Source organism: Streptomyces sp. Pv4-95, assembly GCF_045782725.1.
In the GTDB taxonomy this organism is placed as follows: Bacteria; Actinomycetota; Actinomycetes; order Streptomycetales; family Streptomycetaceae; genus Streptomyces.
This window is the reverse complement of record NZ_CP127172.1, coordinates 7,261,020-7,287,332: the sequence shown is the minus strand read 5'-3', so window position 1 is coordinate 7,287,332 and position 26,313 is coordinate 7,261,020. Positions and strand designations below refer to the sequence as shown.

The 26,313-nt window shown below is 70.6% G+C and carries 21 protein-coding genes and 1 pseudogene; 8 read left to right on the top strand and 14 right to left on the bottom strand.

Annotated elements, in window-relative coordinates:
* Positions 1 to 60 precede the first annotated feature (60 nt).
* The 5 genes from QOM21_RS31940 to QOM21_RS31920 form a co-directional block, all read right to left on the bottom strand.
* Positions 61 to 1,041, bottom strand: a complete 981-nt coding sequence (locus QOM21_RS31940; protein ID WP_407554478.1) for an aspartyl/asparaginyl beta-hydroxylase domain-containing protein — start codon at positions 1,039 to 1,041, stop codon at positions 61 to 63.
* A 252-nt stretch (positions 1,042 to 1,293) separates the two neighbouring features.
* The gene (gene folE / locus QOM21_RS31935; protein ID WP_407554477.1) at positions 1,294 to 1,884 is read right to left on the bottom strand and encodes a GTP cyclohydrolase I; all 591 of its coding nucleotides are present in this window, start codon (positions 1,882 to 1,884) and stop codon (positions 1,294 to 1,296) included.
* A gap of 29 nt (positions 1,885 to 1,913) precedes the next feature.
* Positions 1,914 to 2,285, bottom strand: a complete 372-nt coding sequence (locus QOM21_RS31930) for a 6-pyruvoyl trahydropterin synthase family protein (RefSeq protein WP_407554476.1) — start codon at positions 2,283 to 2,285, stop codon at positions 1,914 to 1,916.
* 36 nt (positions 2,286 to 2,321) lie between these two features.
* Positions 2,322 to 3,035, bottom strand: coding sequence for a 7-carboxy-7-deazaguanine synthase QueE (locus QOM21_RS31925; protein WP_407554475.1), 714 nt, complete (start codon positions 3,033 to 3,035; stop codon positions 2,322 to 2,324).
* A 13-nt stretch (positions 3,036 to 3,048) separates the two neighbouring features.
* Positions 3,049 to 3,825, bottom strand: coding sequence for a class I SAM-dependent methyltransferase (locus tag QOM21_RS31920; RefSeq protein ID WP_407554474.1), 777 nt, complete (start codon positions 3,823 to 3,825; stop codon positions 3,049 to 3,051).
* Positions 3,826 to 4,158: 333 nt separating this feature from the next.
* Between QOM21_RS31920 and QOM21_RS31915 the strand changes: the two genes are divergently transcribed.
* Positions 4,159 to 4,305 (top strand): hypothetical protein, encoded by a 147-nt coding sequence (locus tag QOM21_RS31915; protein ID WP_407554473.1) that lies wholly within the window; start codon positions 4,159 to 4,161, stop codon positions 4,303 to 4,305.
* A gap of 22 nt (positions 4,306 to 4,327) precedes the next feature.
* Here QOM21_RS31915 and QOM21_RS31910 read toward each other — a convergent pair whose 3' ends face one another.
* Together QOM21_RS31910 and QOM21_RS31905 are read right to left on the bottom strand one after the other, a co-directional pair.
* Positions 4,328 to 7,243, bottom strand: a complete 2,916-nt coding sequence (locus tag QOM21_RS31910) for a BTAD domain-containing putative transcriptional regulator (RefSeq protein WP_407554472.1) — start codon at positions 7,241 to 7,243, stop codon at positions 4,328 to 4,330.
* A gap of 605 nt (positions 7,244 to 7,848) precedes the next feature.
* Complete coding sequence (locus QOM21_RS31905; protein WP_407554471.1) at positions 7,849 to 8,817, bottom strand: GlxA family transcriptional regulator; 969 nt, start codon at positions 8,815 to 8,817, stop codon at positions 7,849 to 7,851.
* 270 nt (positions 8,818 to 9,087) lie between these two features.
* On the opposite strand from QOM21_RS31905, the gene QOM21_RS31900 reads away from it, so the two are divergent.
* Complete coding sequence (locus QOM21_RS31900) at positions 9,088 to 9,228, top strand: hypothetical protein (RefSeq protein ID WP_407554470.1); 141 nt, start codon at positions 9,088 to 9,090, stop codon at positions 9,226 to 9,228.
* Between the two features lie 416 nt (positions 9,229 to 9,644).
* A complete protein-coding gene (locus QOM21_RS31895; RefSeq protein ID WP_407554469.1) occupies positions 9,645 to 12,425 on the top strand; it encodes an AAA family ATPase in 2,781 nt (926 codons plus the stop codon).
* A 96-nt stretch (positions 12,426 to 12,521) separates the two neighbouring features.
* Here the strand turns inward: QOM21_RS31895 and QOM21_RS31890 are convergent.
* Positions 12,522 to 13,047, bottom strand: a pseudogene (locus tag QOM21_RS31890) (HAD-IA family hydrolase); the annotation flags it as partial.
* A 121-nt stretch (positions 13,048 to 13,168) separates the two neighbouring features.
* Here QOM21_RS31890 and QOM21_RS31885 point away from each other — a divergent pair.
* The 4 genes from QOM21_RS31885 (at position 13,169) to QOM21_RS31870 (ending at position 18,172) form a co-directional block, all read left to right on the top strand.
* Positions 13,169 to 14,119 (top strand): aminoglycoside phosphotransferase family protein, encoded by a 951-nt coding sequence (locus QOM21_RS31885; protein ID WP_407554468.1) that lies wholly within the window; start codon positions 13,169 to 13,171, stop codon positions 14,117 to 14,119.
* Between the two features lie 141 nt (positions 14,120 to 14,260).
* Positions 14,261 to 15,121, top strand: coding sequence for an ABC transporter ATP-binding protein (locus tag QOM21_RS31880; RefSeq protein WP_407554467.1), 861 nt, complete (start codon positions 14,261 to 14,263; stop codon positions 15,119 to 15,121).
* Positions 15,118 to 16,101 carry an ABC transporter substrate-binding protein gene (locus QOM21_RS31875; RefSeq protein ID WP_407554466.1) on the top strand — a complete coding sequence of 328 codons (984 nt, stop codon included), beginning with the start codon at positions 15,118 to 15,120 and terminating at the stop codon, positions 16,099 to 16,101. The genes QOM21_RS31880 and QOM21_RS31875 overlap by 4 nt, the downstream gene beginning before the upstream one ends.
* Positions 16,102 to 16,105: 4 nt before the next feature.
* Positions 16,106 to 18,172 carry an iron ABC transporter permease gene (locus QOM21_RS31870; protein ID WP_407554465.1) on the top strand — a complete coding sequence of 689 codons (2,067 nt, stop codon included), beginning with the start codon at positions 16,106 to 16,108 and terminating at the stop codon, positions 18,170 to 18,172.
* Positions 18,173 to 18,175: 3 nt separating this feature from the next.
* On the opposite strand, the gene QOM21_RS31865 is transcribed toward QOM21_RS31870, so the two are convergent.
* On the bottom strand, positions 18,176 to 20,347 hold the full coding sequence (locus QOM21_RS31865; RefSeq protein ID WP_407554464.1) for a penicillin acylase family protein: 2,172 nt from the start codon (positions 20,345 to 20,347) through the stop codon (positions 18,176 to 18,178).
* A gap of 85 nt (positions 20,348 to 20,432) precedes the next feature.
* Between QOM21_RS31865 and QOM21_RS31860 the strand changes: the two genes are divergently transcribed.
* Positions 20,433 to 21,152, top strand: coding sequence for a siderophore-interacting protein (locus QOM21_RS31860; protein WP_407554463.1), 720 nt, complete (start codon positions 20,433 to 20,435; stop codon positions 21,150 to 21,152).
* 50 nt (positions 21,153 to 21,202) lie between these two features.
* On the opposite strand, the gene QOM21_RS31855 is transcribed toward QOM21_RS31860, so the two are convergent.
* The 5 genes from QOM21_RS31855 to QOM21_RS31835 are packed head-to-tail and all read right to left on the bottom strand — an operon-like array spanning position 21,203 to position 26,075.
* On the bottom strand, positions 21,203 to 21,430 hold the full coding sequence (locus QOM21_RS31855; protein WP_407554462.1) for a hypothetical protein: 228 nt from the start codon (positions 21,428 to 21,430) through the stop codon (positions 21,203 to 21,205).
* On the bottom strand, positions 21,427 to 23,004 hold the full coding sequence (locus tag QOM21_RS31850; RefSeq protein ID WP_407554461.1) for an amidohydrolase: 1,578 nt from the start codon (positions 23,002 to 23,004) through the stop codon (positions 21,427 to 21,429). The genes QOM21_RS31855 and QOM21_RS31850 overlap by 4 nt, the downstream gene beginning before the upstream one ends.
* 22 nt (positions 23,005 to 23,026) lie before the next feature.
* Complete coding sequence (locus QOM21_RS31845; protein WP_407554460.1) at positions 23,027 to 23,911, bottom strand: ABC transporter ATP-binding protein; 885 nt, start codon at positions 23,909 to 23,911, stop codon at positions 23,027 to 23,029.
* Positions 23,908 to 24,981, bottom strand: coding sequence for a FecCD family ABC transporter permease (locus QOM21_RS31840; protein WP_407554459.1), 1,074 nt, complete (start codon positions 24,979 to 24,981; stop codon positions 23,908 to 23,910). Before QOM21_RS31840 ends, QOM21_RS31845 begins: the two co-directional genes overlap by 4 nt.
* A 26-nt stretch (positions 24,982 to 25,007) precedes the next feature.
* The gene (locus QOM21_RS31835) at positions 25,008 to 26,075 is read right to left on the bottom strand and encodes a FecCD family ABC transporter permease (protein ID WP_407554458.1); all 1,068 of its coding nucleotides are present in this window, start codon (positions 26,073 to 26,075) and stop codon (positions 25,008 to 25,010) included.
* Between the last annotated feature and the right edge of the window lie 238 nt (positions 26,076 to 26,313).

The window sequence follows — 26,313 nt, the reverse complement described above, 5'->3', positions numbered from 1 at the left end:
GTAACGATCAGGGCAGCGGTGTGCTGCGCACCGGGACAGCGGCGGAGGTGCGGGCGTCCGTCACGACGCCGGCGTGGCCGGGACGAGCAGCCGGGTCGATCGCCGGCCCTTGCGGTAGGTCAGTTCGACCTCGGGCCGCGGACCGTCCAGCCTCGTGGTGACGGTTCGCTCGTCGCTCCACCCGACCAGGCGGTACTCGTGTCCGCCGACGGCTGTCAGCGGGAAGAGGTGGTCCTGGGGAGACCGGATGGCAAGACCCGTGCCGTTGTCGACGATGCTGAAGGTGGCCTGCGGCTGCGGGCCGGTGAGCGACTCGAACACCTCCACCTCCAGCAGGTGCGCCGGCGCGTCGAAGGAACACCGCGCGGCTTCCCGCTCTCCGTCGGTCATCGCCACGGCCGGACGGTTGTAGAGCACATCCGAGCCGTTGAAGTAGTCGGCCCAGTCAGCCGGGAACAGCTGCGCGAGCTCCGGTGTGACGAGCACGTCCACGACGAGATGCACCCGATGCTCGGGGCCGAGGTTCTGGATCTGGTGCTTACGGCTGAAGTCGCCGAACCAGAACTCACCGGGCTGCCAGCGATAGATCCCTCCGTCGAGGTCCAGCGAGGCTTCCTCGTGGGTGATGACCGGGATGTGCAGCCGGGCCATACCCCAGTCCGGGGCGAACCTGGGATCGCAGTGGCGGTATCCGACGACGCCGGGTCCCAGATCCATGAATCGGGCCGCGTAGTGCGGTCCGGGAATCGAGCGCAGGACCTCCCGCACGTACGGCATGTGGTCCAGCCACTCGGTGTCGGCGAACTCCGCGCTGCCGGGGCCCCCTGGGTCGGTACGTGTCTTGTCACCACCGGGGCTGCGCACCGACAGGCAGCGCCAGTCCTGCTCGGCCCACCTGGACACTCGGCCGTTCACGTACGAGCTCTGCTCGTCCCACAGGTGGTCGCGGGCGGTCATGAGGTCGGCCAGCAGCCGGTCGGCGTCCAGCACGGGGAGCAGCCGAACCGCTTCCGCGGGCGTCGAGGAGTCGTTTTCGTTCATCGTTGTCCTTTCATGTCGACCGGACCGGATGGGCACATGTGTCGAGGAGAACGGCCTCTGTTCGCTGTGCTCCGACCCGGACCCGGCCGACGGCTGCCACGATCGCCGGTACTTCGAGCAAGCCGAATGCGGCCCCGCAGCGGTCCGGAGAGCGCGCTCGCGAGCAGCGTCACGCCCATCCCCAGGGCCGTGCCGGACGCCGCGTACTCGGGCGGCGCGAGCAGGAGGTCACTTTCGGGGTCGGCCGGCTCGTCACGCCCGGATCAGGTCGAACAGCTCGCGCCGCAGCTCGGGGTCCGTGCTGAAGTCCCCGCGATACGCGGTCGATGTCATCTGCGCGGCAGCCTTGATGCCGCGCATCGACATGCACAGGTGCTCGCCCTTCGCGATGACCGCGACGTCCGGGGTGCCGCTCAGGGTGCTGATCTCCAGCGCGATCTGGTCCACGAGGCGCTCTTGGACCTGGAGCTTGTGCGCGTACTGTTGGGCGACCCTGGCGAACTTCGACAGGCCGAGGAGTTGTCCCGTCGGGCGGTAGGCGATCGTCACGGAGCAGTTGAACGGCAAGAGGTGGTGCTCGCACAGCGACCAGAGCTGAATGTCCGAGACCACCACGAGCTGGCTCGTGCCGATGGACTCGAAAAGAGTGCCCAGCGAACCCGGTTCGTAGTTGATGAACTCTCGCCACCAGCGGGCGAACCGCGCAGGTGTGTCGCGCAGTCCGTCGCGATTCGGGTCCTCGCCGATCTCCACCAACAGTTGGCGGGCGAGATCGACCAGGGGGTCCTCGGCCGTCCTCGACGCCGACGCGTCCCCATCGAGGTCCAATTTTGTCACCGACATGCGGTCACCTTTCGTCCGGGCTTGGGGAGTTACTGACCTGACGGCCGGTACTCGGCCCAGGTCTTGGGAGTTTCCGATATACGTACGCAGGTCAACTCGGGAAACTCCATCGACCATGTCTTGTAGACCCAAGCTGCCATGTTCTCAGCAGTCGGATTTCCGTCCATCACATCGTTCAGATGCCGATGATCAAGGTTCTTGTCGAGCCAGACCTTGAATGCGGAAAGCTCTCCGTAGTCCCGCACGAAGCCCACGGGCAGCAGATCCGCATCATCGGCTCCGAGCTCCAGCTCGATCACATAGTTGTGCCCGTGCATTCGGGCACACTGATGGTCAGGAGCAAGGCCGGCAAGCCGATGGCTGGCCGAGAATTCAAATTTCTTCGTGATTCGAAATGCCATCGATCCGAGTTCCCTCTCCTTTGCGCGTGCCGTTGCTCACACGCCGCGTTTCTCGTCCCACAACAAGGTGTGCAGTCTGGTCGTCAGGTTCCAGCCGCGCTGTACCACCGCGTCGGCCAACTCGCCCATGTGTTTGGTGACATCGTCGGCGGTACGCCCGATCGGCATGATCCATACCGAGGGCAGATCGAAGGTGGTGACCAGCTGGGCCACCTCGTCGAGATCGCGGGTGTTCCGGCAGACGAACTTGAACGTGCTGTCCGGCAGTGCCGAAAGACTGGTGAGTGCCGCAGGGACGATCCTGCGGTGCAGGGCGTCGCCTGAGTGTGACAGCTTCGGCGAGACGTTGAACCTGACGCCGGCAGCGATGAGTTCGGGGTGCGCGGCGTGCGTCCCGTTGGTCTCGATCTCGATCTCTTTACCGCGTCCGGTCAGTGCTGCCACCAGAGGAATCAGTCGCTCTTGCTGACCCAGGGGCTCACCGCCGGAGATCACGATCAGCTCGGTTTCGAATTCGAGCAATTCCGCGACGACATCCTCGACCGGGCGGCGGTGCAGCTCCTTGCGCGGATCGTGGGCGACCCCGCTCTCACCGGCTCCGGTCCAGTCCCAGGTATATGGCGTATCGCACCACGAGCACGACAGGTTGCACCCGCCGAGTCGCAGGAACGCGCATCTGCGACCCAGTGACCGCCCCTCGCCCTGGACGGTCGGACCGAAGACTTCGTTGACTACGAGATCCTGCTCCATGGCGCACCGTTTCCTATGAATGGGACGGCTCGACGGCCGCCGGCTTCTGCGCCTGCACGATGAACCAATGCCGACTCAATCGGACGCCCTGATCGACGGTCACCGCGGCGGCATATCGATCGAATGCCTCCTTGTCCGCCGCGGAATCGTAGTTGTCGACGATCGGCACTTGGTGCAGAAAAGTATCCAGATCGCCCGCCGAGTGGTAGAACTCCTCGAACCGGAACTCCTGGCTGTTTGTCACCACGAAGCCCGCGCCGGACAGCTCTTGGGAAATCTCCTCCGACAAGGGCCTGCCGTTCCAGCTCTCGAAGTCCTGGCCGCGACCGAACGTTTCCTTCAGCTCACGCGCGTCCTGCTCCCCGATCCCCATGTACATCACGACTCCACCGGGGCGCAGCACCCGCTCGAATTCACGGGCGATCAGCGGGCCGCGGCGGGAAGTGACCACATCGGCCCACCCGTCGGGCAGCCCCGTACGGGCGGCATCGCGCAGCTCGAACGTGACGTGCGACAGACCTGCCTCCGCTCGATATCCCGCGGCGCATTCCAGCATCGACGGCGACAGATCCATCCCGGTCACGGCGCCGTACGGACGGGAGATGCGCAGCAGACTGCGGCCGTCGGCGCAGCCGACATCCAGCAGTCGGGCGTGCGGCGCTCCCAGCGCGATCGCCAGTTCGTCGAAGACGTCGTCCGGGCGGCCGTCGGCGAATACGTCGGTGCTCCGCGCATCGCTGAAGTAGCCGCCGAACCGCTCGGCCACCCGGGAGTAGAACTCCGCGTCCATCGTCATCGGCCGTGCACCTTTCCCTGAGCCACGGTTGGGCTGCGCTGCAATTCGGTTTCCGGGACGCAGAACGCGGCGGGCGTCACCGCCTCCCGGGTCACTACGGTCATTCGGACCACTCCTTGAGGCCGTCCCTTGAAGGGGCGGCGAGGTTTCCAGGACCCAATCTCCGGTGTCGCCCTATCGGCCCGGCATCACGACGCATCCACGGCGGGACAGGGCGGGGATAGGGCGGTGATAGCGCGAGCATGCGGCCACGATGGGCACCTGGTGCACGCTGGTTTCAGCAAGCCCGGACGGATTGCGAAACGGGCTGCGGAGAAAGGGAACTGAATGACCATCAAGAAGATGCCGGCCGCCCTGGGAGGCGTCGTCGTCCTGATGTCGGTCGCCGTGGAGAGTCGGTACGGCGTGGAGCAGGGCCCGGTCGCCGTGGCGCCGGCCGACGAAACACCCGGCGGCAACACGCCGTGGACGTGACGGACCGGCGTGCCTCCTGGTGTCAGCCGACCGACGTCATCGACCGGCCCAGGATGGCAACGATGTCAGCCCGTACGGCCGCGGCCCCGCTGTGGTCCAGGATCCGTTCCCGGATCCTGGCGGATCGCGAGTAGTACCGGACGGCCTGTTCCACGCGACACAGGCGGGCATTGACCCGGCCGAGGTCGTGCAGCACATACCCCTCTCCGACCAGGTCGCCGCTCGCCCCGACCATGGCGAGGACCTCCAGCAGGGTCCGTTCCGCCTCCTCGTACCGCTGCTGGTACATCAGCATCTGGCCCAGCCGCCGCAGTGCGAGGGCCTGGCCCCGGTCGAAGCCTGCGGACCGGCAGATCCCGAGAGCTTCGTCGAGGTACGAACGGGTGCGCGCGAAGTCCGCGCGCCGCATCGTGATGTGGGCCATCTCGCCGAGCACGTAGGCCCGGCCGATGACGTCCTGCGCCCGCACGAAGTTGCGCTCGGCGCTCTCGTAGAGGGCCAGCGCCCGATCGTCGTCACCTTGGTGGCGCTGAATGCGCGCCAGGTCCCGCAGACACAGCGCTTGGCCACTCAGCTCCCCGACCCGCTCGAAGATTTCCAGAGCGGTGCTGAGGTACGGGCCTGCTGCCTCATGCTCGCCGCGGTAGAGGTGCAGGGTCCCCAAAGAGCCGAGTACCGCCGCCCGGCCCCGTTCGTTGCCGGCCTCCTGCACCGCGGTCAGCGCTATGTGGTGTGTGCGCTCCCAGAGCTCGGGATAGCCACGGGCCTCGAAGAGCGTCACCAGCGTCGTGGCCAGCTCCCAGCACAACTCGTCCAGCCCGTTCCGGGCGGCCAACTCGACCGCGTTCAACAGGTTGGCCTGCTCGCTCTCCAGCCACCCGAGCGGGTCGCGGAGGCACCGCTGGACATGGTCCTCCGGCGGATACCACCGCTCGCCCCGGCCCGCCACGATGGTGTACGCACCGCCGTGGATCTCTTTGTGCGCCCTCTCGGCGAGCGCCATCCAGCCACCGACCATGCGCCGCACCGCTCCGGCGCGTTCCTCCTCGGGAATCTCCGCGGGCAGCCGTTCGTGCGCGAACATCCGCACGATCTGCGACAGTCCGCACCGGAACTCCCCGCCCTGGTCCATGGCGGTGATGTCGAGGAGCCGCCTGTCGATGAGCGGTTCCAGCAGGTCAGCGGGGTGCGGCGTGCGGTCGTCGACGAGGGCGGCACCCAGCCAGCTCGGGGTCTCCGTCCCCTCGGCCAGGCTGAGCAGGCACAACAGGCGACGGTCGGCCGCCGCCAGGCCGTCGTAGCTGAGCGACAGACTCGCCCGGATCGACAGCTCGCCGTGCGCCAGCTCGTCCAACCGGCGCTGCTCGTTCTCCAGCCGGTGCCACATGGACGTCAGTGACCAGTGCGGGCGGGCGGCCAGGCGCGCGCCGATGATGCGCAGTGCGAGGGGCAGTCCGCCTACCAGGCGTGTGACGACCCGCGCCGCCTCCCGCTCGCTCTCCACACGGCGCTCTCCGATGATCCGCCCCAGGAGCTGGATGGCCTGTTCCGGGCTCAGCGGCTCCAGGTCGAACCTGCGTGTGCCCGGCAACGCCGTGAGCCGGCCGCGGCTGGTGACCAGCACGCCGCTGCTGCCGCTTCCGGGCAGCAGCGGCATCACCTGCGACTCGCTCACCGCGTCGTCCAGCAGCACCAGGATCCGGCGACCGGCCAGCAGACTGCGGTACATCTCCGCGCGCTCGTCGAGCGCATCGGGGATGGCCTGGCCCGGTACGCCCAGCGCTCGGAGGAACCGTCCCAACGCCTGTGCGGGGCCGACCGGTTGTCCGCCCGGCCCTTGGAGGTCGCAGTAGAGCTGCCCGTCCGGGAAGTACTCGCCTGCGAGCCGGTGCGCCACGTGCCTGGCCAGCGTGCTCTTGCCGACACCAGGTCGGCCGAGCACCAAGGCCACGTTCAGCTGCCCCTTTTCCTGTCCCTCGGTGACGGCGTCGCAGACCGCTGAGACGATCGTGCCTTCGGCCACGAAGTCGCCGGTGTCGGCGGGAAGTTGTCGCGGTATCACGACCGGGTCGGGATCGGCGGCACGCTCGTGGACCACCTCGGGGAGCGGCGTCGCCACGACCGAACGTGGTTCGGCCGGCTCGTCCAGCGCCAGGTCGGGGTCGTCGGTCAGGATTGCCTGCGCCAGGTCGCGTAGTTCCCTTCCTGGATCCAGGCCCAGTTCTTCGGTGAGCATCGCGCGGCCCTGGTGGTAGACATCCAGCGCCTCCGCCTGCCGGCCCGAACGGTACAACGCCACCATGAGGTGGCCCCGCAGCCGTTCGCGCAGCGGATGGTCGGCGACGAGCTGCATCAACTCGCCGACCAGGTGCTCGTGACGGCCCAGCTCAAGCAACAGCCGCATGCAGGTCTCCACCGCCTCCAGGCGGCTCTCGTCCCACTGCGCTGCCGTACCGGCCAGAACTTCGCTGGGCACACCGGCCAGGCACCGCCCCCGCCACAGTCCGATCGCCGAGCGGAGCGTGTCCACCGCTGGCATCTTCAGACCGTCACGGGCCAGCGCATGCGCCTCTGCCACCAGGCGGCGGAAGGTGCCCACGTCGGTCGCATCCGCCGCCGCCCTCAGGATGTAGCCACCGGCGCGGGTCTCGATGGTGGCGTCAACTCCCCCGTCCGAAAGGGCCTTGCGGAGCCGGGAGATGCAGATCTGCACCTGGGCGCGTGCCGTCTTCGGCGGATCGTGAGCCCAGATGACATCCACCAGACGGGTCGTCTCCACCACCCGGTTCAATTCGAGCACCAGCGCCCCGAGGACGATCTCTTGGCGCCCCGGCGCCACGGATACGGCCCCCAGCTCGCCGCTCACCTCAAGCGGCCCGAGCACCCGGAAGGGAGCTGCCGCTACGCCGCTGCCGTCGTTACCTGACGAGACTGCCATTGCATGACCTGCTTCTGTGGGGTATCAGCCAGGCGATGTGGTCCGGCTTGCAAAGTGGGACGAACTCGAACCGACCTGGCCACTCAGCCGTAGCCGTTGGCCGCGTCGCCGTACACCTCCAAGGGCTCGGCTGTCGCCGACCGTCGCCCGGTGAGGCCCATGAGCCTGCACGGCAGTTGGAGCCGTGCCGCCTCTGCCGGGGCCGGGCATGGCGCGTGTTCAGCCGCCTTCGACGTGCGGTCCCACGGATGCCCACCCGCCGTTGCGTTCCTGGGCGGGGAGAACTCCGCCGACGTGGTGTCGTTCATCGGGACTGCTCCGATCAGCGCTGTACTGGGACGGGGGACGGGGACGGGAGAAAGGTGCGGTATGCGCCGCTGGATGCGACCGAGGTCGGTGGTGTACCGCATCACTCACCCTGAACGTGCGCTCCATGTGTGGTGCGTGCCAGGTCCAGCCGTTGACGCGCAGTGCCACGACCAGGTGGGCTTCCGGATCAGCGAAGGGCTGACGGTGCTCCGCAACGCGCGGTACCCGAAGGCACCCAGGGAGACGTGCCGGTGGCACTCGGGGTTCTCAACGCGACGGCCGGGCCGGACGCTCCTTCACCCTGCTCTGGAAAAGTGGTGGCGATACTGGCCCGGCGTGACGCCCAGGGTCCGCTTGAAGCGGCGGTGCAGGGTCTCGGCGAAGCCGAAGCCGCAGGCTCGGGCGATCGCGTCGATGGTGGTGTCCGTCGTCTCCAGCAGAGTCCGGGCAGCCTCGACGCGGACGGTCTCCACGTAGGCGGCCGGGGTGAGTCCGGTCTCGGCGCGGAAGACCCGGGTGAAGTTGCGCTCGCTCATACCGGCCCGTTCGGCGAGCACCCGGACGGTCAGGTCGTCAGCGAGGTGGTCGGCAACCCATGCCTGAACGTCCTGCAACGGCTTACGCGTGGGCCGCTGCGCGGCGAGCTGGGTACTGAACTGAGCCTGTCCGCCCGCACGTTGGACGAACATCACCAGCATCCGCGCGACGGCCCGGGAGACCTCGGGCCCGTGGTCCTCCTCGACCATGGCGAGCGCCAGGTCCATCCCCGCCGTGATGCCGGCGGAGGTCCACACCTCCCCGTCGTGGACGAAGATCTGGTCCGGGGTGACCGTGACGTCCGGATACCCGTGGGCCAGCCGCTCGCAGGCCGCCCAGTGCGTCACCGCACGCCGTCCGTCGAGCAGCCCGGCCCGCGCGAGCAGAAACGCACCCGTACACACGGCGGCGACCCGCCGGGCCCGGCCGGCCGCCGCCCTGAGCCAGCCGACAAGCTCTTCATCGTCCACCGCCTCACGTTCCCCCGGTCCACCGACGACCACCAGAGTGTCCAGCGGCCCCTGACACTGCGCCACGCCGCTGCCGGCCTCAACGTCTATCCCGTGGCAGGCCCGCACCGCTCCGGCCCGGCCCGCGACGATCTCCACGGCATAGCCCTCGGCCTCGGGCACCCACCGTGCCGTCTGCGCGAACACCTCATGCGGTCCCGTCAGGTCCAGCACCTGAAACTGCGGATAGACGAGGAAGACGACGCGCCGTTGGGTCACCGGATCATCATGGCCCGCCGCGCCATTTGGCAGCAAGGACACAAACATGACGATCTCCGCCAAAGTCTTGGTGCGAGGTTTAACTCTCGGTGAGTGCGACGGCAAGCGGCGTGACGGATGCGGCACTTGGAAGCAGGTGCCGGCACGTGGCGGGAGCGAGCGGGCGGTGGTCCACCGTCCGGCTTCGGCCGGGAAGACGTCGAAGGACGCTGTCACGTTGGCCGGTGAGCGAGATGATCTACGGCTTGGTCCTGGCGGGAGGGGCTTGCCGTGGAGAGCACGTCGCCGCACACGGACCATCGCCACCGGGTGGAGATCATCGCGCACTGTGGGTGGCCGGACTTCCGGCTCCCGCTGGGCTTCCGCCAGGCCGATGAGCTGATGCTCCGTCACGAGGTACGGCATACGTAACCAGCGCATCGGCTGACGCCGTTTCACCGCGCGATCGTGCGCCGTCACGGGAACCCGAGCCGGCTTCACGGCGGTGCCGTCCGCCGTACCGGCGTGTGTCATCCGGATCGATTTGAGCACCCTGCCTCCTGTCCTCCACGACCCCGCCACTTCTGTGGGGCCAGAGGCGGGCGGAGGCTGTTCACCATCATGCGACGCTCGTGAACAGCGCAATCGTGGAGCACCACAACACGGACCACGAGATCGGCCGGCCGTAACCACGACAGTGGGAACGTGATGGCGAAAGCGACATTCCGGTTCCGTCGCACCGGTGCGCGATCAAGGTGGTCCTTCTCACGGTGTGGATCACGCCACCGATGTCCCGCGCAGTCCGTCCTCGTGGGTGAGGACACTCAGGTCCACACAAGGAGGCAGGGATGTCCCTACCGGCATGCGCATTACGGGAAGCGGCACGGCTGCTGGCCACCGCGACCGAGCGCGCTCATGCGGGCGCCGGTCGTCTGGTCCTGCTGCGCGGTGCCACCGGCACGGGCCGCACCACGGTCCTGGAGGCCGCCGCCCAGGACGCCGCCGCCCACGGCATGCAGGTGCTGCGCGCTCGCTGCTCCGTCGGCGACTCCGCGATCCCCTTCGCCGCGGTCCTGCAACTCTTCGGCCTCGCGGCCGAGTTCGCCGATCCCGCCTGGGACGGCGACGAGCGGGCGACCGGCGCCGGGCTGCGACGGGTGCTGCGCTGGTACGCCGAGCAGTCGCCGCTGCTGATCACCGTGGACGATGTGCACCTGGCCGACCCGGCGTCCCGTCGCTGGCTGGTGGAGTCCGCCCGGCTCATGGACGGGCTGCCGATCGTCCTGGCGGCCACCGAGCGCAGCCAGTACGACGTCGACCCGCCCGCCCAGGGTCTCGCCCACAGCCTCTCCCCCGCCCTGGTCACCACCCACACCCTGACCCCGCTGTCCGACAACTCGGCGGTGGCGGTGGCCCGTTCGGCCTTCCCGGACGCCGACGACTCCTGGATCGAGGACTGCGTACGGGCCGGTGCGGGCAATCCCCTGCTGCTGCGGGCCCTGCTGGACGACCTCTCCGACGGCAGTCACCCGGTCGTGCCGGTCACCTCGGCCGCGCTGTACCGGGGAGCCTTTTCGGCGGCCGTGCAGTGGTGGCTGGACTGCGCCGGGCCGGGTACCGCGGAGGTGGCGCGGACGCTGGCGATCCTGGACGAGGGCTGGGACCACGGACCCGCCCCCACCGCGGGGTTCCCCGCCCTCCACATCCCCTCACTCGTCGCCGAACTCTGCGGGGCCGACCCGGCCCGGGTCGCGGGCTGGATCACCGCGATGACCGGCCTCGGACTGCTGCGCGCCGACGGCACGGGCCGCCCCCGCTACGCCCATCCGCTGCTGCGGGACGAGATGCTCACCGGCGTGGCCGCGGACCGGCGGCGCGTCGTACACCGGACGACCGCCGAGGCGATGCTGCACCGCGGTGTCCCCAGCGAGCTCGTCGCCCGCCAACTGCTCCTCACCGACGTGGTGGACGCGCCCTGGGCGCTGCCGGTGCTCCAGGACGCCGCTTCACTGGCGTTGCGTGACGGGCACATCGAGGACGCGGTGGCTTTCCTGCGCCGCGCTCTGGACGAACCCCTCCCCGACGAGGGCAGACAACGCCTGCTGACCGAACTGGGCTCACTGGAGTACGCGGTGCCCGGCTCCTCCGCCGCGATCCTGAGGCTCACCGAGGCGCTGCGGCTGCCGGGACCGCCGCAGGAACGGGTGCGCGCCGCGGTCGCCCTGGGCACGGCGCTGACCGGCCGCGGCAGGACCCGCGCAGGGGTCGAGGTGCTGCGCTCGCTCTACGACGCGTTCGCCGACCGTCCCGACCTGGTACGCATCCTGCGGCAGGCGTTCTTGCAACTGTCCGACAAGGAACTGCTGGTGCGCGAGGAGGCGTACAAACGGCTGGCCGAGGCGGCCGAGCGCTCGCCGGAGTCGATCAGCGCGGCCGGTCACGCGTTCCTGGTGAAATACGCGGTCACGGCAGGTCTGACCTCGGCGAGGGAGGCGATGCTGCGCCTGCGCGGTCTCATGGCGGAACCGGCCGACCCGCTGTCCGAGCCGTACCTGCTGGGGACGGCCGCCGCGGTCGCTCAGTGGGCCGACGAACTCGACGAGGCCGAACGGCTGGTGGAGCGCGGTCTGACCGGGCAGCGCCCCGACGTCCTGCACCCCATGCAGGAGGCGCTGCTCAGCACCCGGATGGACATCCTCGCGGCACGGGCCGACCACACGCGCCTCCTGGCCGACCCGCTACCCGCCGCAACGACCCCGACCAACGCCCATGCCCACGCGCTGACCGCACTCGTGGAGACCGGCCGCGCCGACGAGGCCGAACGCCTGGCCGACGCCTTCGACTTACGGACGGCGCCGGAGTCCTGGGAGCTGAACCGGTTCCTGTACGCACGCGGAGGGCTGCGCGCCGCGAAAGGTGACCTGGCGGGAGCCCTGCACGACTTCCTGGAGTGCGGGCGGCGCCAGTCGGCCCGGGAGGTGTTCAGCCCGGTCGTCACGCCGTGGCGCACCGCCGCCGCCGAGTGCCATCTGGCCCTGGGCGTCCCACGGGAGGCGCTCGCCCTGGCCGAGGAGGAGCTGCGCCTGGCCCGGGTGTGGAACACGCCCCGCACGGTGGGCCGGGCGCTGCGTGTCCTCGGCGCCGCGACCGGCGGGCGCCGGGGCCTGGACCTGACGCAGGAAGCGGTGCGGCTGCTGCGTGGCGGCCCGGCAGGACCGGAGCTCGTGGCGGCGCTGCTGGCCCTGGGCCGTCAGTTGACCGCGACGGGCGAGTCGTCCCGCGCCCGCGACATCCTGCGGGAGGCGGCCGGGCTCGCCGAACGCCTGGGCGCGATACGGCTGCGGGACCTGGCGGAGGAGGCGCTGCGGGCGGGCGGCGCGCGCCGTACGGCGACGCGGACCGGCGCCGCCTCGCTCACCGACAGCGAGCGCCGTATCGCCGAACTGGCCGCGGGGGGACGCACCAATGCGGAGATCGCGGATCTGCTGCATCTGGCCCGCCGTACCGTGGAAACCCATCTGACGCACAGCTACCGCAAGTTGGGCATCCGACGGCGCACCGCCCTGAGCACCGCCCTGACCGGGGGCGAAGCGGAGCGAGGATCTCTGGTCAGCGGCCGGGAGCCTTAGGGCGAGTGCGGAACCAGCAGACGAAGAGCATTCCTCGTCCCCACTCCTGACCGACCGCTCGGTGGCGCCGGCCCGCCATCAGACGCCGATGGCGCATCAGCCCGCGATCGTCAGCTCCACGCCCGCGTGCGTGGCCCGGGCCGTGACAGCGGAGAGGTCGGGTATCACCATGTCGGCCTCTAGGTCACCGGCCTTGTGTGCCGTGGTCACGGCCACGGTGGTCATGCCTGCCGCTCGGGCCGCGCCGAGCCCGGCCGGCGCGTCCCTCGAAGGCGATACAGCGGGCCGGGGCGACGCCCAGCCGGCCGGCAGCGACGAGGAACGGCTCCGGGTCGGGTTTGGGGCGCGTGATGTCGTCCGCGGTGATGACGTGAGCGGCATGCACACCCGCGGCGGCCAGGCGCGCGTCGGCGACCCTGCGCGTGCCGGAGGTGACGACGGCCCAGCGGTCCGCAGGCAACGACGCCAACAGCTCCCGGGCGCCGGGGACGGGGAGAACGCCCCCGGCAGCGGCATCGTCGACCTCGGCCTGTTCGAGGAGGGCCAGGGCCGTGGCGACGTCCTCGGCAGGCAGGAGGTCGGCCACGATGGCGGCGGCGGGCCGGCCGTGCGGTTGCACCCGAAGCCACGTCGTTGGGGCCGGACATCGAGTCACCGACCTACGGCCCGCGCGGCGCTTCGGTGGAGGCGGTCGGTCGGATACTCCGTCGCGCCGCTCCGTCCGGTGTGGCACCGTCGGCGGCATGGCCCGATTCTTGACGCCCGATCAGCTCGCCGCCCGCACGTCACGCGCTCTCGACGCGGCCGTGGCCGCGGGGCGGGAGTTCGGGCTGGCGGTGACCGACGCGACGGTGCTCCATGACGTCTTCTCCGTTGTCGTGCACCTCGCTCCCTCGCCCATGGTGGTCCGGGTCCCCACCGTGCTGCCGCCGTACGCCGACCTCGACACCCAGGCGGCACGACAGCGGGTGGAGCTCGATGTGGTGCGCTGGCTCGCCGGGCAGGGCGTCCCGGTGATTCCGCCGAGTCCGCTCGTGCCACCGGAACCCGTACGGCGCGACGGATTCTCGATGACGTTCTGGCAGTTCGTCGAGCAGGACGCGAGCGTCGAGCCCGATTTCGTGCACAACTCCGGCCTGGTCGCCGGCCTGCACGCCGCGTTGCGTGACTACCCGGGTGATCTGCCGTTCCTGTCGGCGGCCGAACCGAGGTTCGTCACGGAAGCGCTGGCGGACCTCGAAGCGCGTCCCGACCTCGTCACGCCGGCAGATCTCGATCGTGCGCGCCGGGAGTGGCAGGTCCTGGAACCCGTCGTCGGCTCGCGTGCGGCCTTCGAGGCCGCGTTTCCGGGAATCGCCTTGCAGCCGATCCATGGGGATGCCCCGGCGGTCAATATCGTCGCCTCGTCGGCCGGCGCGCTGTACGCCGACTTCGAGCTGGCGACGCTCGGTCCGGTCGAATGGGACATGGCCGCCCTCGGCCCCGATGGCGAAGCCGCCTACGGGTCCGCGGCGCAACGCCTGGGCATGCGGCAGCTGGACGAGCGGGTGCTGCGCTTCGTCAACGCCGTGGGCATGGTCCGGATGGTGGCGTGCCTCGCGCTCGCGCCGCAGTTGCCGATGCTCGTGGAGGCGGTGAAGCCGGCCGTCGAGCAATGGCGGACGACGCCGTTCGCCTGTGGCCTGCACGACTGAGCGCTCCGCCGGGAGCAGGGCGGGCGCCGTGCTGGTCGCCGAGCGTGAGGCCCCAGGAAGGGATCTTGGCCGAATTTGGCGCTTGTGGGCGATTGTTCCGGCCCTCTTCACGACTTTCTAAGGTTAGGCTAACCTTTGGGCGTGCATGTAGGTGAAGAGACCTCCGCGGCCGTGCTCCCCCGTGGTCATGAATTGTCAGCCATGGGTGTCACCGTGGCGTACGAAGGCGTCGATGTCGTCCACGACGCCTCGATGACGCTGCGGCCCGGCGAAGTGACGGTCCTGGTGGGCCCGAACGGCAGCGGGAAGTCGACGCTCCTGCGTACGATCGCCCGGCTGCAGCGGCCCAGGACCGCCACGCTCGTCCTCGACGCCGACACCGACGGCCTCGCGCTGGGCCCCCGTGAGTTCTCGCGCCATGTCGCCCTGCTGACCCAGGGGCGCCCCACCCCCAGCGGACTGACCGTCCGGGACGTCGTCGAGTTCGGCCGCTACCCGTACCGGGGGCGCTGGGGCAAGGCCGACCCGGACGGGCGGGCCGCGGTGGATCGCGCGCTGGTCATGACGGGTGTCGAGGAGCTCGCCGAGCGGGGTGTCGAGCACCTCTCCGGAGGACAGCTCCAGCGTGTGTGGCTGGCCGGCTGTCTCGCCCAGGAGACCGGCGTGCTGCTCCTCGACGAGCCGACGACCTACCTCGACCTGCGGTATCAGGTCGAACTCCTCGACCTCATACGTGACCTGGCGGAGGAGCACGGCATCGCCGTCGGCGCCGTCCTGCACGACCTCGACCAGGCGGCGACCGTCGCCGACCGGATCGTCCTGCTCCACGAGGGGCGGATCCTCGCCGCCGGCCTCCCCGAAGACGTCTTCACGGCCCAGCGGCTGACCGACACATACGGCATCCGCATCGAAGTCGACACCGACCCCCTTACCGGACGGCTGCGCACCCGTGCGATCGGCCGCCACCACACGCGAACCGAAAGGCTCAGCGCCACCTCATGAGACGCCTCCTCCTCACCGCCACGGCCGCCGCCGTGGCGGCCCTCACCCTGACCGCCTGCGGGACGACCGAGCCCGCCGCCGACGACGCGAAGAAGACGACCGGCAAGCCCATCACCCTCACCGACGCCTCCGGCAAGAAGGTCCGACTCGACGGCCCCGCCAAGAAGGTCGTCGGAACCGAGTGGAACGTCGTCGAGAGCCTGGTGTCCCTGGGCGTCGACCCGGTCGGCGTCGCCGACGTCAAGGGGTACAAGACCTGGGACACCGCGGCCCCGCTCAAGAACGCCCCCAAGGACATCGGCACGCGCGGCGAACCGAGCATGGACGCCATTGCCGGGCTGTCCCCTGACCTCATCGTCGCCACCAGCGACCTGCCGCCGGCCGCCGTGAAGCAGCTGCGCAGGGTCGCCCCGGTTCTGGAGCTCCGCCCCGCGGACGCCGCCGACCCGATCGGGCGGATGACCGAGAACCTCGACCTCATAGCCGAGGCCACCGGCACCACGCAGCGGTCCGCGAAGCTCAAGAAGGGCTTCGAGGCGAAGCTCGCCGAAGGGAGGAAGAAGCTCGCCGGCGCGGGCCTCGCCGGCGCGCAGTACGCCTTCGCCGACGGCTACGTCACCTCCAACCAGGTCTCGATCAGGCCCTTCACCAGCGGCTCGCTCGTCGGGGCGGTCAACGAGAAGCTCGGCCTGAAGAACGCCTGGAAGGTCAAGGGCGACAAGAGCTACGGCCTCGGCGCCACCGACGTCGAGGGGCTGACCGCGCTGCGCGACGACGTGCAGTTCGCCTACATCGGCAATGACGGCGACAAGAGCAGCGCGCCGTTCACCGGCGCACTGGCGAAGGACAAGGTCTGGACGTCGCTGCCCTTCGTGAAGAAGGGCAATGTGCACCGACTGCCCGACGGTGTCTGGATGTTCGGCGGCCCCGCGTCGCTGAACCAGTACATCGACTCCGTCGTCGAAGCGCTGACGAAGTAGCACCATGGCCGTCACCGCAACAACCCCCGCCACCCGTCCGTCGGCGGTCACCTCCCGGACGGGCGCGGCCGCGGTGACGGCCGCACTGGTCCTCCTCGTCGCGGCACTCGCGATCGTGGACATCGCACAGGGCACGGCCGCGGTCGGCCCCGCCCAGGTCTGGAAGGCGCTCACCGGCCGGGCCGACCCGGCCGACGCGTCCGTCGTCATCGCCTCCCGGCTCCCGAGGATGACCGCGGGGCTGCTCGTCGGCGCCGTGCTCGGAATGGCGGGCGCCGCCCTGCAGGCCGTCAGCCGCAACGTGCTCGCCTCACCCGACACCCTCGCGGTGAACGCCGGCTCCTACCTGGCACTCGGGCTGGCCGCCGTCACCGGTGTGTCCCTGCCGCTGTTCGCCTCCTCCGGTGTCGCGTTCGCCGGTGGTCTCGCGGCGGCCGCCGTCGTACTGGGGCTGTCGGGTCTCGGCGCCGGCACGGTGCGCCTCGTACTCGCCGGCAGCGCCCTCACCTTCGGCCTCACCGCCGTGACCGAGGGTCTGCTCCTGCTGTTTCCCCAGCAGACCGAGGGCCTCTACCAGTGGAACCAGGGCAGCATCGCCCAGAACGGGTTCGACGGCGTGCTCCAGATGGCGCCGATCGGCCTGGCCGGGCTCATCGGGCTGCTGCTGGCCGCCCGCCGGATGGACGCGCTGGCGCTCGGCGACGACGCCGCCCGCGGCCTCGGCGTGAAGGTCCGCGCCACCCGGGTCACGGCGGTCGTGCTGTCGGCGCTGCTGTCCGCGGCGGCCGTCACCCTCGCCGGACCCATCGGCTTCGTCGGCCTGTGCGCCCCCGCCCTCGTACGCCCCCTCGCCCGCCGGGTCCGTGCGTTCTCACGGACGCGTACCGGTCTTCCGGTCGCCGGCCTCGCCGGTGCGGCACTGGTGCTCGGCTCGGACGTGCTGCTGCGCGCGGTCGTGCCCACGGACATCTCGGTCGCGGTGCCGACCGGTGTCGTCACCAGCCTCGTCGGCGCCGTGTTCCTGATCGTGATGGCCACACGGGTCCGGGACACCGCAGGAGCGGCCGCACAGGACCGGCTGCGGGTCAGGAGCCGGGCGACCTTCCTCACCCTCACGGCCGTCCTGGTGGCCGCACTCGTCGGTGTGGCGATCGCGGCCGTACTGCTGGGTGACAACAAGCTGCTGCTGGGCGATGTGGCGAACTGGGCCCAGGGCCGGGCCGGCCGGACCGTCACCTTCGTCCTCGACACCCGTGTGCCGCGCGTCCTCGCCGCGCTGCTCGCCGGCGGAGCGCTCGCCCTGGCGGGGACGCTGATCCAGTCGGTGACGCGCAACCCCCTCGCGGAGCCCGGTGTCCTGGGCGTCTCCGGCGGCGCCGGGCTCGGCGCCGTGCTCCTGGTGACCACGGTGCCGGCGGCCGGCTCGTGGAGCATGGCGGGCGCCGCGTTCGTCGGCGCCGCGATCAGCGCCGTGCTCGTCTTCGGGCTCGCCGCGCGGGGCGGGTTCCGGCAAAACCGGCTCGTCCTCGTCGGGTTCGGCTTCGCCACCGGGACCACCGCGCTGATCAGCCTGCTCATCGTGCTCACCGACCCGTTCAACGCGACGAAGGCCCTCACCTGGCTGTCGGGCTCCACATACGGCCGGACGCTGCCCGACGTGGCGCCTCTCGCGGCCGTGCTCACCGTGGGCGTGCTGGTCGCGTTCGCACGGCGCACCGAGCTCGACCTCGTGTCGCTCGACGAGGACACCCCCAGGCTCCTGGGGCTCGATCTGACGCGCGGACGCCTGGCATTCCTGGTGCTGAGCGTCCTGCTCAGCGCCACCGCCGTGGCAGCGGCGGGCACCATCGGCTTCGTCGGGCTGGTGGCGCCGCACGCGGCCCGCGGCCTGGTGGGCCGGCAGCACGCACGGGTCGTTCCGGTCGCGGTACTTTTCGGCGCGGTGCTGGTCTGCGCCGCCGACCTGGTGGGCCGCACGGTGATCGCACCGGCGCAGCTCGGCGCCGGGCTCATGACCGCGGTGATCGGCACGCCGTACTTCCTCCATCTGCTCGTACGCAGCCGCCGGTAGACGTCAGCCCGACCGGCCTCCCCGGTCGGGCCCGTCCTCCGGGCCACTTCCCTCTTCGGCCGGTCCGTCCTCTTCGGCCAGGAGGGCGAAATCGGTGATGACGGGGGCCAGTTCGCCGCGGACCCACAGGGGGAGCTGGTCGCGATGATGGCCGCCCCCGGGGACTCCGCTGGCGCCCAGGGGAACTATCCACAGGCTGTTCTCGCGGCGGGAGAGATCCCAGACATAGCGGGCGGAGGGGCCGCGTGCGCTGAGGTCGGTGACGCCGGGCGTGCTGGACGTCGCCAGTACGCAGTCGTGGTCGCCGCCGAGGCCGGGCCACCGCTCGCCCTCGACGGCGGGCAGGGCCCGGCCGGGGGCGAGGCGGTGCAGTTCGCCCCATGCGACGGGCTCGGCGCCGGCGACCTCGTCCATGGCGGCCTCGACGATTCCCGGCACGTCGAGGCCGGCGAGCCGGTCGGTGGTCAGCAGGGTCTCCAGCGCGAAGGCGACCTTCGAGGTGAGATTCAGCCAGGTGTCGAACACCGCGGGATACGTCAGGGGCACGGTGAGGCACTTCAGCTGCGGAGCTGCCGCGATCCGGCGCGCGACGGCCGAGCGCAGACGGGCGTAGTCCGCCGCGGCGATGCTGTCGGCGTCCATATGACGGTTCCAGGACAGCAGGCGCTCCCTCAACCGCTCGGCGGCCGGTCCGAGTTCGCCGAGGCGAGTCACCTGCTCCAGCAGTGGCCCGGCGGCCGCGAGGTAGGTGTCCATGTGAATGGCCGCCATGCCGGGGGCCGTCCAGTCCCGCGACTTCCGCAGCAGTGCGTCGATACGGTCGGCGCGGTGCGGCGGTGCGAAGTCCACCCCGAGGGGGCCGGCGAGTCCCCGGGCGTTCGCCATCACGGCGATGCCGTCCACCTCGGCGCGTGGCGTGCCGTGGCTTCCCTGCCAGCTGTGTCCCTGCTCCCGAGCGGGCACGATCCGCAGCCAGTTGTCCCGGTGGCGGACGGGTACGTATCCGGCCACGCGGTGCAGCAGCTCTCCGGTGGTGTCGGCGGCGTGCACGACGTTGACGGGTTCGATCCAGCGGTCGAGCGCCCGGTCCACGTCCGCGACCGTGCGTGCCCGCAACAGGGCGGGAAGCACGTCGAATCCGAGATCACCCGTGACACGCGGCGGGTAGCGCAGACTGATTCCCCCGGGCATGCCGGTCGGGTCCGCCTCCGGACCGGCGCCCTCCGCGCCGGCGAAGTCCCCTGGTTCCGCGGGGTCTGCCAGGTCTGCCGGGGCCTCAAGGACGACCGGCCCACGCTCCGTCTCGATCACCTCGATCTCGACCGGTTCGCCTCCGGCGACCTCGATGGTCTCCCGGTGACGGACAGCCGGTGACCATCCCTCCGGCCCCAGCGCCTCGATGCCGCCGCCTGCCCTGCGCAGCTGCTCCCGGTACAGGTCGTGGTAGTCGGACATGGCGTTGGTGATGGCCCAGGCCACGGTTCCGGTGTGGCCGAAGTGGGCGATACCGGGGACGCCGGGGACCGCGAACCCGACGACGTCGTACTCCGGGCAGGACAGGTGCAACTGCTGGTAGAACCCGGGGTCCTGGATGAAGCGGTGCGGGTCGCCCGCGATGAGCGGTGCGCCGGCGGCGGTGCGTTCCCCCGAGACCATCCAGCCGTTCGAGCCTGCCGTGCCGGGGTCATCCGTGGCGAACAGCTCGATGGCGTCCGCACCGAGGCGGCGGGCTACCTCCTCGCGCCACAGCTTGGTCGGGAAGCCCGCGAAGAGGATGTGGTGGGCGAGCCAGATGCCGAGGGGAGTCCACGGCTGCCACGGCTGCGGTTCAAGTCCGGTGGCGGCGAATTCGGGCGCGGCCGCCGCACCCCGTGCCAGACCGGCGTTCACCCCGTCGACGTACGCCGACACCCAGGCCGCCGTCTCGTCGTCGAGGTTCGCGAAGCAGCGTCGTGCGGTGTCGTCGAGCCTGGCCTGGCGGGCGAACCGGTCCCAGACGACGGTGGCGGGGCCGAGGAACGAGGCGGTGGTGCCCTGGGAGCGGTGCCGCTCCACCTCGATCTGCCAGGCCCTGTCCAGTGCGGCGTTCTCGCCCTGGCCGAAGGCCAGTTGCAGCGCGTCGGACGCCCTGAGGTGCGGAATGCCCCAGGCATCCCGGTAAGTCTTGACCGTCACTGCTCTCCGCCTCTTCCCGCACGAGTACAACCACGCTTAGGTTAGCCTGGCCTAACTAAAGGTGTGATGGGAGAGGCGGACGGGCATGAAGCATGGCTGGGAGGGCGTCGTCCTCAAGCTGATGCGGGGGAAGAACTTCACCCTCACCGTCCAGGCCGCGGAGGACCTCGACGACCGCTACCGCAGGCTGAGTTTCAACGACGGCGGCATGCTCGGCGCGACCGGGACACACCCCACCATGTGGGTGCGCCTGTGGTTCGACAACGCGGGCACACCACACCAGCGCGCGTACACGCTGCTGGACCCGAACCCCTCAACCGGGACGTTCGGGATGGAGTTCGCACTGCACGACGGCTGCGCCAGCCGGTGGGCACGCGCCGCGCGACCGGGCGACACGATCGAGGCGACCGTCCAGGGCACGGGCTTCACCGTGCCCGACCCCCTGCCGTCACGGCTTCTCGTGATCGGGGACCCGGCGTCCCTGCCCGCCATCAACTCGCTCCTGGACTCGATGCCGCTGACACCGGCCACCATCTGGTTCGAGACTCCGCACCCCTCCGACGAGCAGCTGCCGCTGCGCTCCGGCACCGCCCGCCACGAGGTGCACCATGTGCCGCGGCGCGACAACGGAGCGCTGCTGATCGAAACGGTGCGATCCGCCCTGCCCGCCCACCTGGACGACGGCTCCTACGTCTGGATCGCGTGCGACACATCGACGACCCGGGCCCTCACCTCGTTCGTACGCAGGCAACTCGGCGTCCCCAAGGAGCGGTTGCACTCCATGGGCTACTGGCGCGCGACCTGACTCCGCCGCCCCTTGCCGGGTATGCGGCACCGGCGTATCTCCGGGGCCGGTCAACCGCAGGGGTCGCCCGGATACTCGTCGCTCTCCGCTGCGCCCACCTCACGCATTCTGCGCAGGATCTCGTGCAGCGTCGCCTCGTCGTCGATGAATTCGGGGCGGTTGGTCTGCCGGTCGAAGACCATGGACTCCGCCTGCGTGGTCCAGATGACCCACCGGCGGGGGTAGGGCGGCGCCTCCCACAGGTGTGCGTAACGCTCGATGGTGTCCCGCGTGCTCACTGCGCCGCCTCCTTGGACTCGCGGCCGTCGACGAACGTCGCGACCACCTCGATGTCTCCGATGCGCGAGGTGTCGACACGCCGTGGGTCGTCTCCCAGGACGACGAGGTCGGCGCGCTTGCCCGGGGTGAGGCTGCCCGCGCTGTCGTCCCACCGGCAGGCATACGCACCGGCGACGGTGTAGGCGCGCAGGGCCTCGTCGACGGTGAGGCCCTCGTCCGGGCCGATCAACTGGCCAGATGTGGAGGCGCGTTCGACCATGAACTGGATGGCACGCAGCGGTGCGCCGTGCGTGACGGGCCGGTCGGAGCTGCCGACGACCGTGACCCCGTGGTCGAGGAATCCGCGGCCGCGGTACATCCACGGCGCGCGCTCCGTGCCCATGACGGCCGCGTAGTCGTCGCCGAAGTAGCGCAGGAAGTTCGGTTGGATCACGGCGCTGACGCCGAGCCGTGCGAAGCGCGGGAGTTGGTCGGGGCGGATCAGCCCGGCATGTTCGATGCGGTGCCGCGCGTCCGGGCGGGGCCATAGCTCCTGTGCCCGCTCCAAGGCGTCCAGCGCGAGGTCCGCGGCGCGGTCGCCGATGGCGTGGACGGCGAGCTGCCATCCGGCGAGGTGGCCGTCCACGATGAGGTCGGCGAGGCGGCCGGGGTCGTCCTGGAGCTGTCCGGAGTGCTCCATGCCTTCGTACGGGGCGGTGAGCGCGGCCGTGCGGGCCATCATCCCGCCGTCGGTGAAGATCTTCAGCGCGCCCAGGGACAGCCAGTCGTCACCGAACCCGGTGCGCAGGCCGAGGTCGAGGGCGCGCGGCATGCCGTCGCCCCGGTGCGCGGCGACGGGCCGCAGGGTGTCGCCGCCCGCCATGAGCTGGATCCGCAGCGGCAACCTGCCCTGATCGCGCAGCAGTTGATAGGCACCGGCCTCGACGGGGCTGTAGCCCAGCAGGCCGCCTCCGACGCCGGCCTCGGCGCAGGCCGTCACCCCTTCGGCCAGGCAGGTGCGGGCGGCGTGCTCGATCGCGTCGGCGAGTTCTTCCTGGGAACACGGCAGGCGCAGCCGGCGTGCGGCGCCCATGGCGCCCTCCACCAGGTAACCGTCCTGGTGCGGGATGTCGGCCGGCAACAGGTCGAGGACGGCGCTGTTGACGACGCAGGCGTGTCCTGAGTCGTGCATCATGAGCACCTTGCGGCCGTGGCTGACGCGGTCCAGCTCGGCGGCGGTCAGATGGCGCCCCAGCGCCCGCTGGTCGTAGCCCGCGATGTCCACCCAGGCGCCGGGCGCGCTCTCCCGGGAGGCGGCCTGCGCCACGACCGCGAGGATGTCCTCGACCCGCTCGCACGGCGCCACGCTCGGGGTGTTCGCCTTGAACCCGGCCCACGCCAGGTGCACATGGCTGTCGATGAACCCGGGCAGCACCGTGGCGCCCTGCAGGTCGATGACCTCGCGTGCGGGCAGGGAGGTCACCGCGGCGTCCAGGCCCACGATCCGGCCCCGCCAGATGCCCAGGTCGTGGGCGACGGGGTGGTCCGGGTCCATGGTGAGAATGTGCGCGTTCGTCAGCCTCGTACAGAGCATGGGCAGTCCGTCCTGGGCGGTGTCAGCGGGTCTCGGCCATCGATGCGGCCCGCACGGGGCCGGCGGCGGGCGTGCCCGCCGCGCGCTCCTCGGGCGCGTGGACCCTGGGGGCCGCCGGAACCATCAGCGGTGTACCGGTCTCCGGGTCGTCGATGATCCGGCAGGGCAGCCCGAACACGTCCTCGACCAGCTCGGCGGTCATGACGCTTGCCGGGTCGCCCTCGGCCGCGACCGTCCCGCCCGCCCGCATCACGATGAGGTGAGTGGCGTAGCGGCACGCCTGGTTGAGGTCGTGCAGGACCGCGACGACCGTGTGTCCCTTGCGCGCGTGCAGGCCGGCGCACAGATCCAGCACCTCGACCTGGTGGGCGATGTCGAGGAACGTGGTCGGCTCGTCCAGCAGCAGGATGGATGTCTGCTGCGCCAGCACCATGGAGAGCCAGACACGCTGGCGCTGGCCGCCGGAGAGGTCGTCGACGGGCCGGTCGGCGAGATCCAGTACGCCGGTCTGCCGCATCGCCTCGGCCACGGCCGTCTCGTCCTCCGCCGACCACTGCTTCAGCAGTCGCTGGTGCGGATAGCGGCCACGGGCGACCAGGTCCCCCACGGTGATGCCGCCGGGCGCGGTCGACGACTGCGGGAGCAGTCCCAGCCGGCGGGCGACCTCGCGGGAGCGGTACGACGCGATCGCCGCGCCGTCGAGGTAGACCTGGCCCGCCCGGGGTTTGAGCATCCGGGCGAGGGCCTTGAGGAGAGTGGACTTACCGCAGGCGTTCGGTCCGATGATCACGGTGAAGGAGTGGTCGGGGATGTCGACGCCGAGGGAGGTGGCCACCGTCCGCTGGTCGTAGGACAGCGTCAGGTTCTCGGCTCGCAGCCGGGGGGTCAAGGGGTGCGTTCCAGTCATGCGCGGCTCTTTCGCGACTCGGTGATCAGCAGCCAGATGAGGTACAGCCCGCCGATGGTGCCGGTCGCCGTGCCCACCGGGAGGAGGGTGGGGGCGAAGACCCGCTGCACGACGAGGTCGCTCAGGGCGAGCAGCAGCGCGCCCATGAGGGCGGACGGCAGGAGTGCGGGGCCGGAGGATCGGCCCAGCCTGCGGGCCAGTTGGGGTGCGGCCAGTGCGATGAACCAGATGGGGCCGGTGACCGCGGTGGCGAAGGCGGCCAGGGCGACACTGATGACGAGCATGGCCGTGCGGGTGCGGGCCACGTTGACTCCCAGGGCCATGGCGGTGGTGTCGCCCATCTCCACCATGGAGAGCCGGCGGGTGAGGACGACGGCGAGCGGAAGCAGGACGGCCACGGCGAGGCCGATGGCGCTCGCGTGCTGCCATCCCCGGTTGCTCAGGCTGCCGATGAGCCACGCCTGGGCCTCCAGCGCCTCCTGCCAGGTCGCCCGGGTGATGAGGTAGGAGTTGACGGCGAGAAGCAGGGCACTCACGCCGATGCCGACGACGACGAGCCGGAAGCCCTGCAGCCCCCGTCCCAGCATGAGGAGATACACCGCGCCCGCGGTGGCGAGGCCGCCGAGCAGCGCGCCGATGGCGATCTGCGTCATGCTGCCGTGCAGCACGATGATGACGCCGAGCGCGCCCACCGCGGATCCGTTGGTGAAGCCGATGATGTCGGGGCTGCCCAGGGAGTTGCCGGTCAGGCTCTGCAGGATGGCTCCGCTGACGGCGAGGGCCGCTCCGACGCCCAGGGCGGTCAGCAGCCGCGGCATGCGCAGGGTGTTGACGATGAAGTCGGCGGCGCCCGTCCCCTTGCCCGTCACCGCCCGGAGCACCTCGCCGACGGACAGCTGGAAGTCCCCGGTGGTCAGGGTGATGCCCATGACCACCGTGAGAACGGCGAGCAGCGCGGCCGTCAGGGCGAGAGCACGGCCCTGCACCCGCAAGGACACTCCGCCCTTTCCGGTGCGGATGACCAGCCCGCTGACGACGCGGATCTTCGGGGTATCGACGGGTCCTGGCACTCGGGCGTTCGCCTCCCGTACGGAACTCACAGCATGACCAGCTTCCGGCGGCGGCACAGCGCGATGAACAGCGGTGCGCCGATGAACGCGGTGACGATGCCGACCTGGATCTCGCCCGGGGCGCCGAGGACCCGGCCCAGGACGTCCGCCCCGATCAGCAGGACCGGCGCGAGCAGCATGGAGTAGGCGAGCACCCACCGCTGGTCGGGGCCGACGATGAAGCGGGCCACGTGCGGCACGGCGAGGCCCACGAAGGCGATCGGTCCCGCCGCGGCCGTGGCGGTGCCGCACAGCAGCATCACCGCGATCGCGCCCAGCAGCCGGGTCCGGCCGACGTTCACCCCCAGGGCGCGGCCCACCTGGTCGCCCAGGGCCAGGGCGTTGAGCGAGGGGGCGAGCCCGAGGGCCATGAGCAGGCCCACCACGACGAAGGGGAGGGTGAGGTGGACGATGTCGAAGTACCGGCCCGCGAGGGCGCCCACCGTCCAGAAGCGGAACTGGTCGAACGCCTTCGGGTTGAGCAGCAGCACCGCCGAGTTGAAGGCGTACAGCACCGCCGTCACCGCGGCTCCCGCTACGACCAGCCGCTCGGGGGTGGCCAGCTTCCGTCCGGAGGAGCCCAGCAGGTAGACCACCACCGAGGTGACGGCCGCGCCGAGGAGGGCGAACCACACATAGCCCAGGGGGGCGGCCACCCCGAGGAAGGCGATGGCCACGACGACGCCCGTCGAGGCACCCAGGCTCACCCCGAGCAGTCCGGGGTCGGCGAGGGGGTTGCGGGTCAGCGCCTGCATCAGCGCGCCGGAAAGCCCCAGCGCCATGCCGACGAGTAGTCCGAGCAGGGTACGGGGGATGCGGTAGTCGTGGATGATGACCGAGGCTTCTGAACCGTCGGGCTGCCACAGCAGGCCCCATGTCGAGGTGAACGGGATTCCCCGCGTACCCACCCACACGCTGACAAGCGAGACCAGGACCAGCGCGCCGAGCGCCAGGAAGAGACCCATGCCGCGCAGTGTGCCCACGCCCCTGCGCGCCTCGGGCGCGGCGAGCCCGCCGGCTTCGCTTCCGGATGCCGCCTGGACTTCGACCGACAACGACAACTCCCCCTGGCGGTGGTGCACGAGCGAACGGGATGCGTCGCAGACGGCTGTGGAGCATCAACGCGGTACGCCTCAAAGCGACTTAGGTGAGGCTAACCGAACGTCCAAGACCGGTCAACGCGGCCGGAGTTCAGACGTACCGGGCACGCAACCGGCCCACCGGGGCCTTGGCAGGGAATTCAATCAAGGTAGGCTTACCTAACCATCCAGTCCTGTTCTGTGGAGGCCCCGC

Excerpts from the sequence above, each read along its gene's own strand:
- QOM21_RS31845 (WP_407554460.1), bottom strand. The coding sequence starts at position 23,911 with ATGACTGGAACGCACCCCTTGACCCCCCGGCTGCGAGCCGAGAACCTG.
- QOM21_RS31875 (WP_407554466.1), top strand. The coding sequence starts at position 15,118 with ATGAGACGCCTCCTCCTCACCGCCACGGCCGCCGCCGTGGCGGCCCTC.
- QOM21_RS31910 (WP_407554472.1), bottom strand. The coding sequence starts at position 7,243 with ATGGCAGTCTCGTCAGGTAACGACGGCAGCGGCGTAGCGGCAGCTCCC.
- QOM21_RS31920 (WP_407554474.1), bottom strand. The coding sequence starts at position 3,825 with ATGGACGCGGAGTTCTACTCCCGGGTGGCCGAGCGGTTCGGCGGCTAC.
- QOM21_RS31870 (WP_407554465.1), top strand. The coding sequence starts at position 16,106 with ATGGCCGTCACCGCAACAACCCCCGCCACCCGTCCGTCGGCGGTCACC.
- QOM21_RS31860 (WP_407554463.1), top strand. The coding sequence starts at position 20,433 with ATGAAGCATGGCTGGGAGGGCGTCGTCCTCAAGCTGATGCGGGGGAAG.
- QOM21_RS31940 (WP_407554478.1), bottom strand. The coding sequence starts at position 1,041 with ATGAACGAAAACGACTCCTCGACGCCCGCGGAAGCGGTTCGGCTGCTC.
- QOM21_RS31925 (WP_407554475.1), bottom strand. The coding sequence starts at position 3,035 with ATGGAGCAGGATCTCGTAGTCAACGAAGTCTTCGGTCCGACCGTCCAG.
- QOM21_RS31915 (WP_407554473.1), top strand. The coding sequence starts at position 4,159 with ATGACCATCAAGAAGATGCCGGCCGCCCTGGGAGGCGTCGTCGTCCTG.
- folE (WP_407554477.1), bottom strand. The coding sequence starts at position 1,884 with ATGTCGGTGACAAAATTGGACCTCGATGGGGACGCGTCGGCGTCGAGG.
- QOM21_RS31930 (WP_407554476.1), bottom strand. The coding sequence starts at position 2,285 with ATGGCATTTCGAATCACGAAGAAATTTGAATTCTCGGCCAGCCATCGG.
- QOM21_RS31895 (WP_407554469.1), top strand. The coding sequence starts at position 9,645 with ATGTCCCTACCGGCATGCGCATTACGGGAAGCGGCACGGCTGCTGGCC.
- QOM21_RS31885 (WP_407554468.1), top strand. The coding sequence starts at position 13,169 with ATGGCCCGATTCTTGACGCCCGATCAGCTCGCCGCCCGCACGTCACGC.
- QOM21_RS31850 (WP_407554461.1), bottom strand. The coding sequence starts at position 23,004 with ATGCTCTGTACGAGGCTGACGAACGCGCACATTCTCACCATGGACCCG.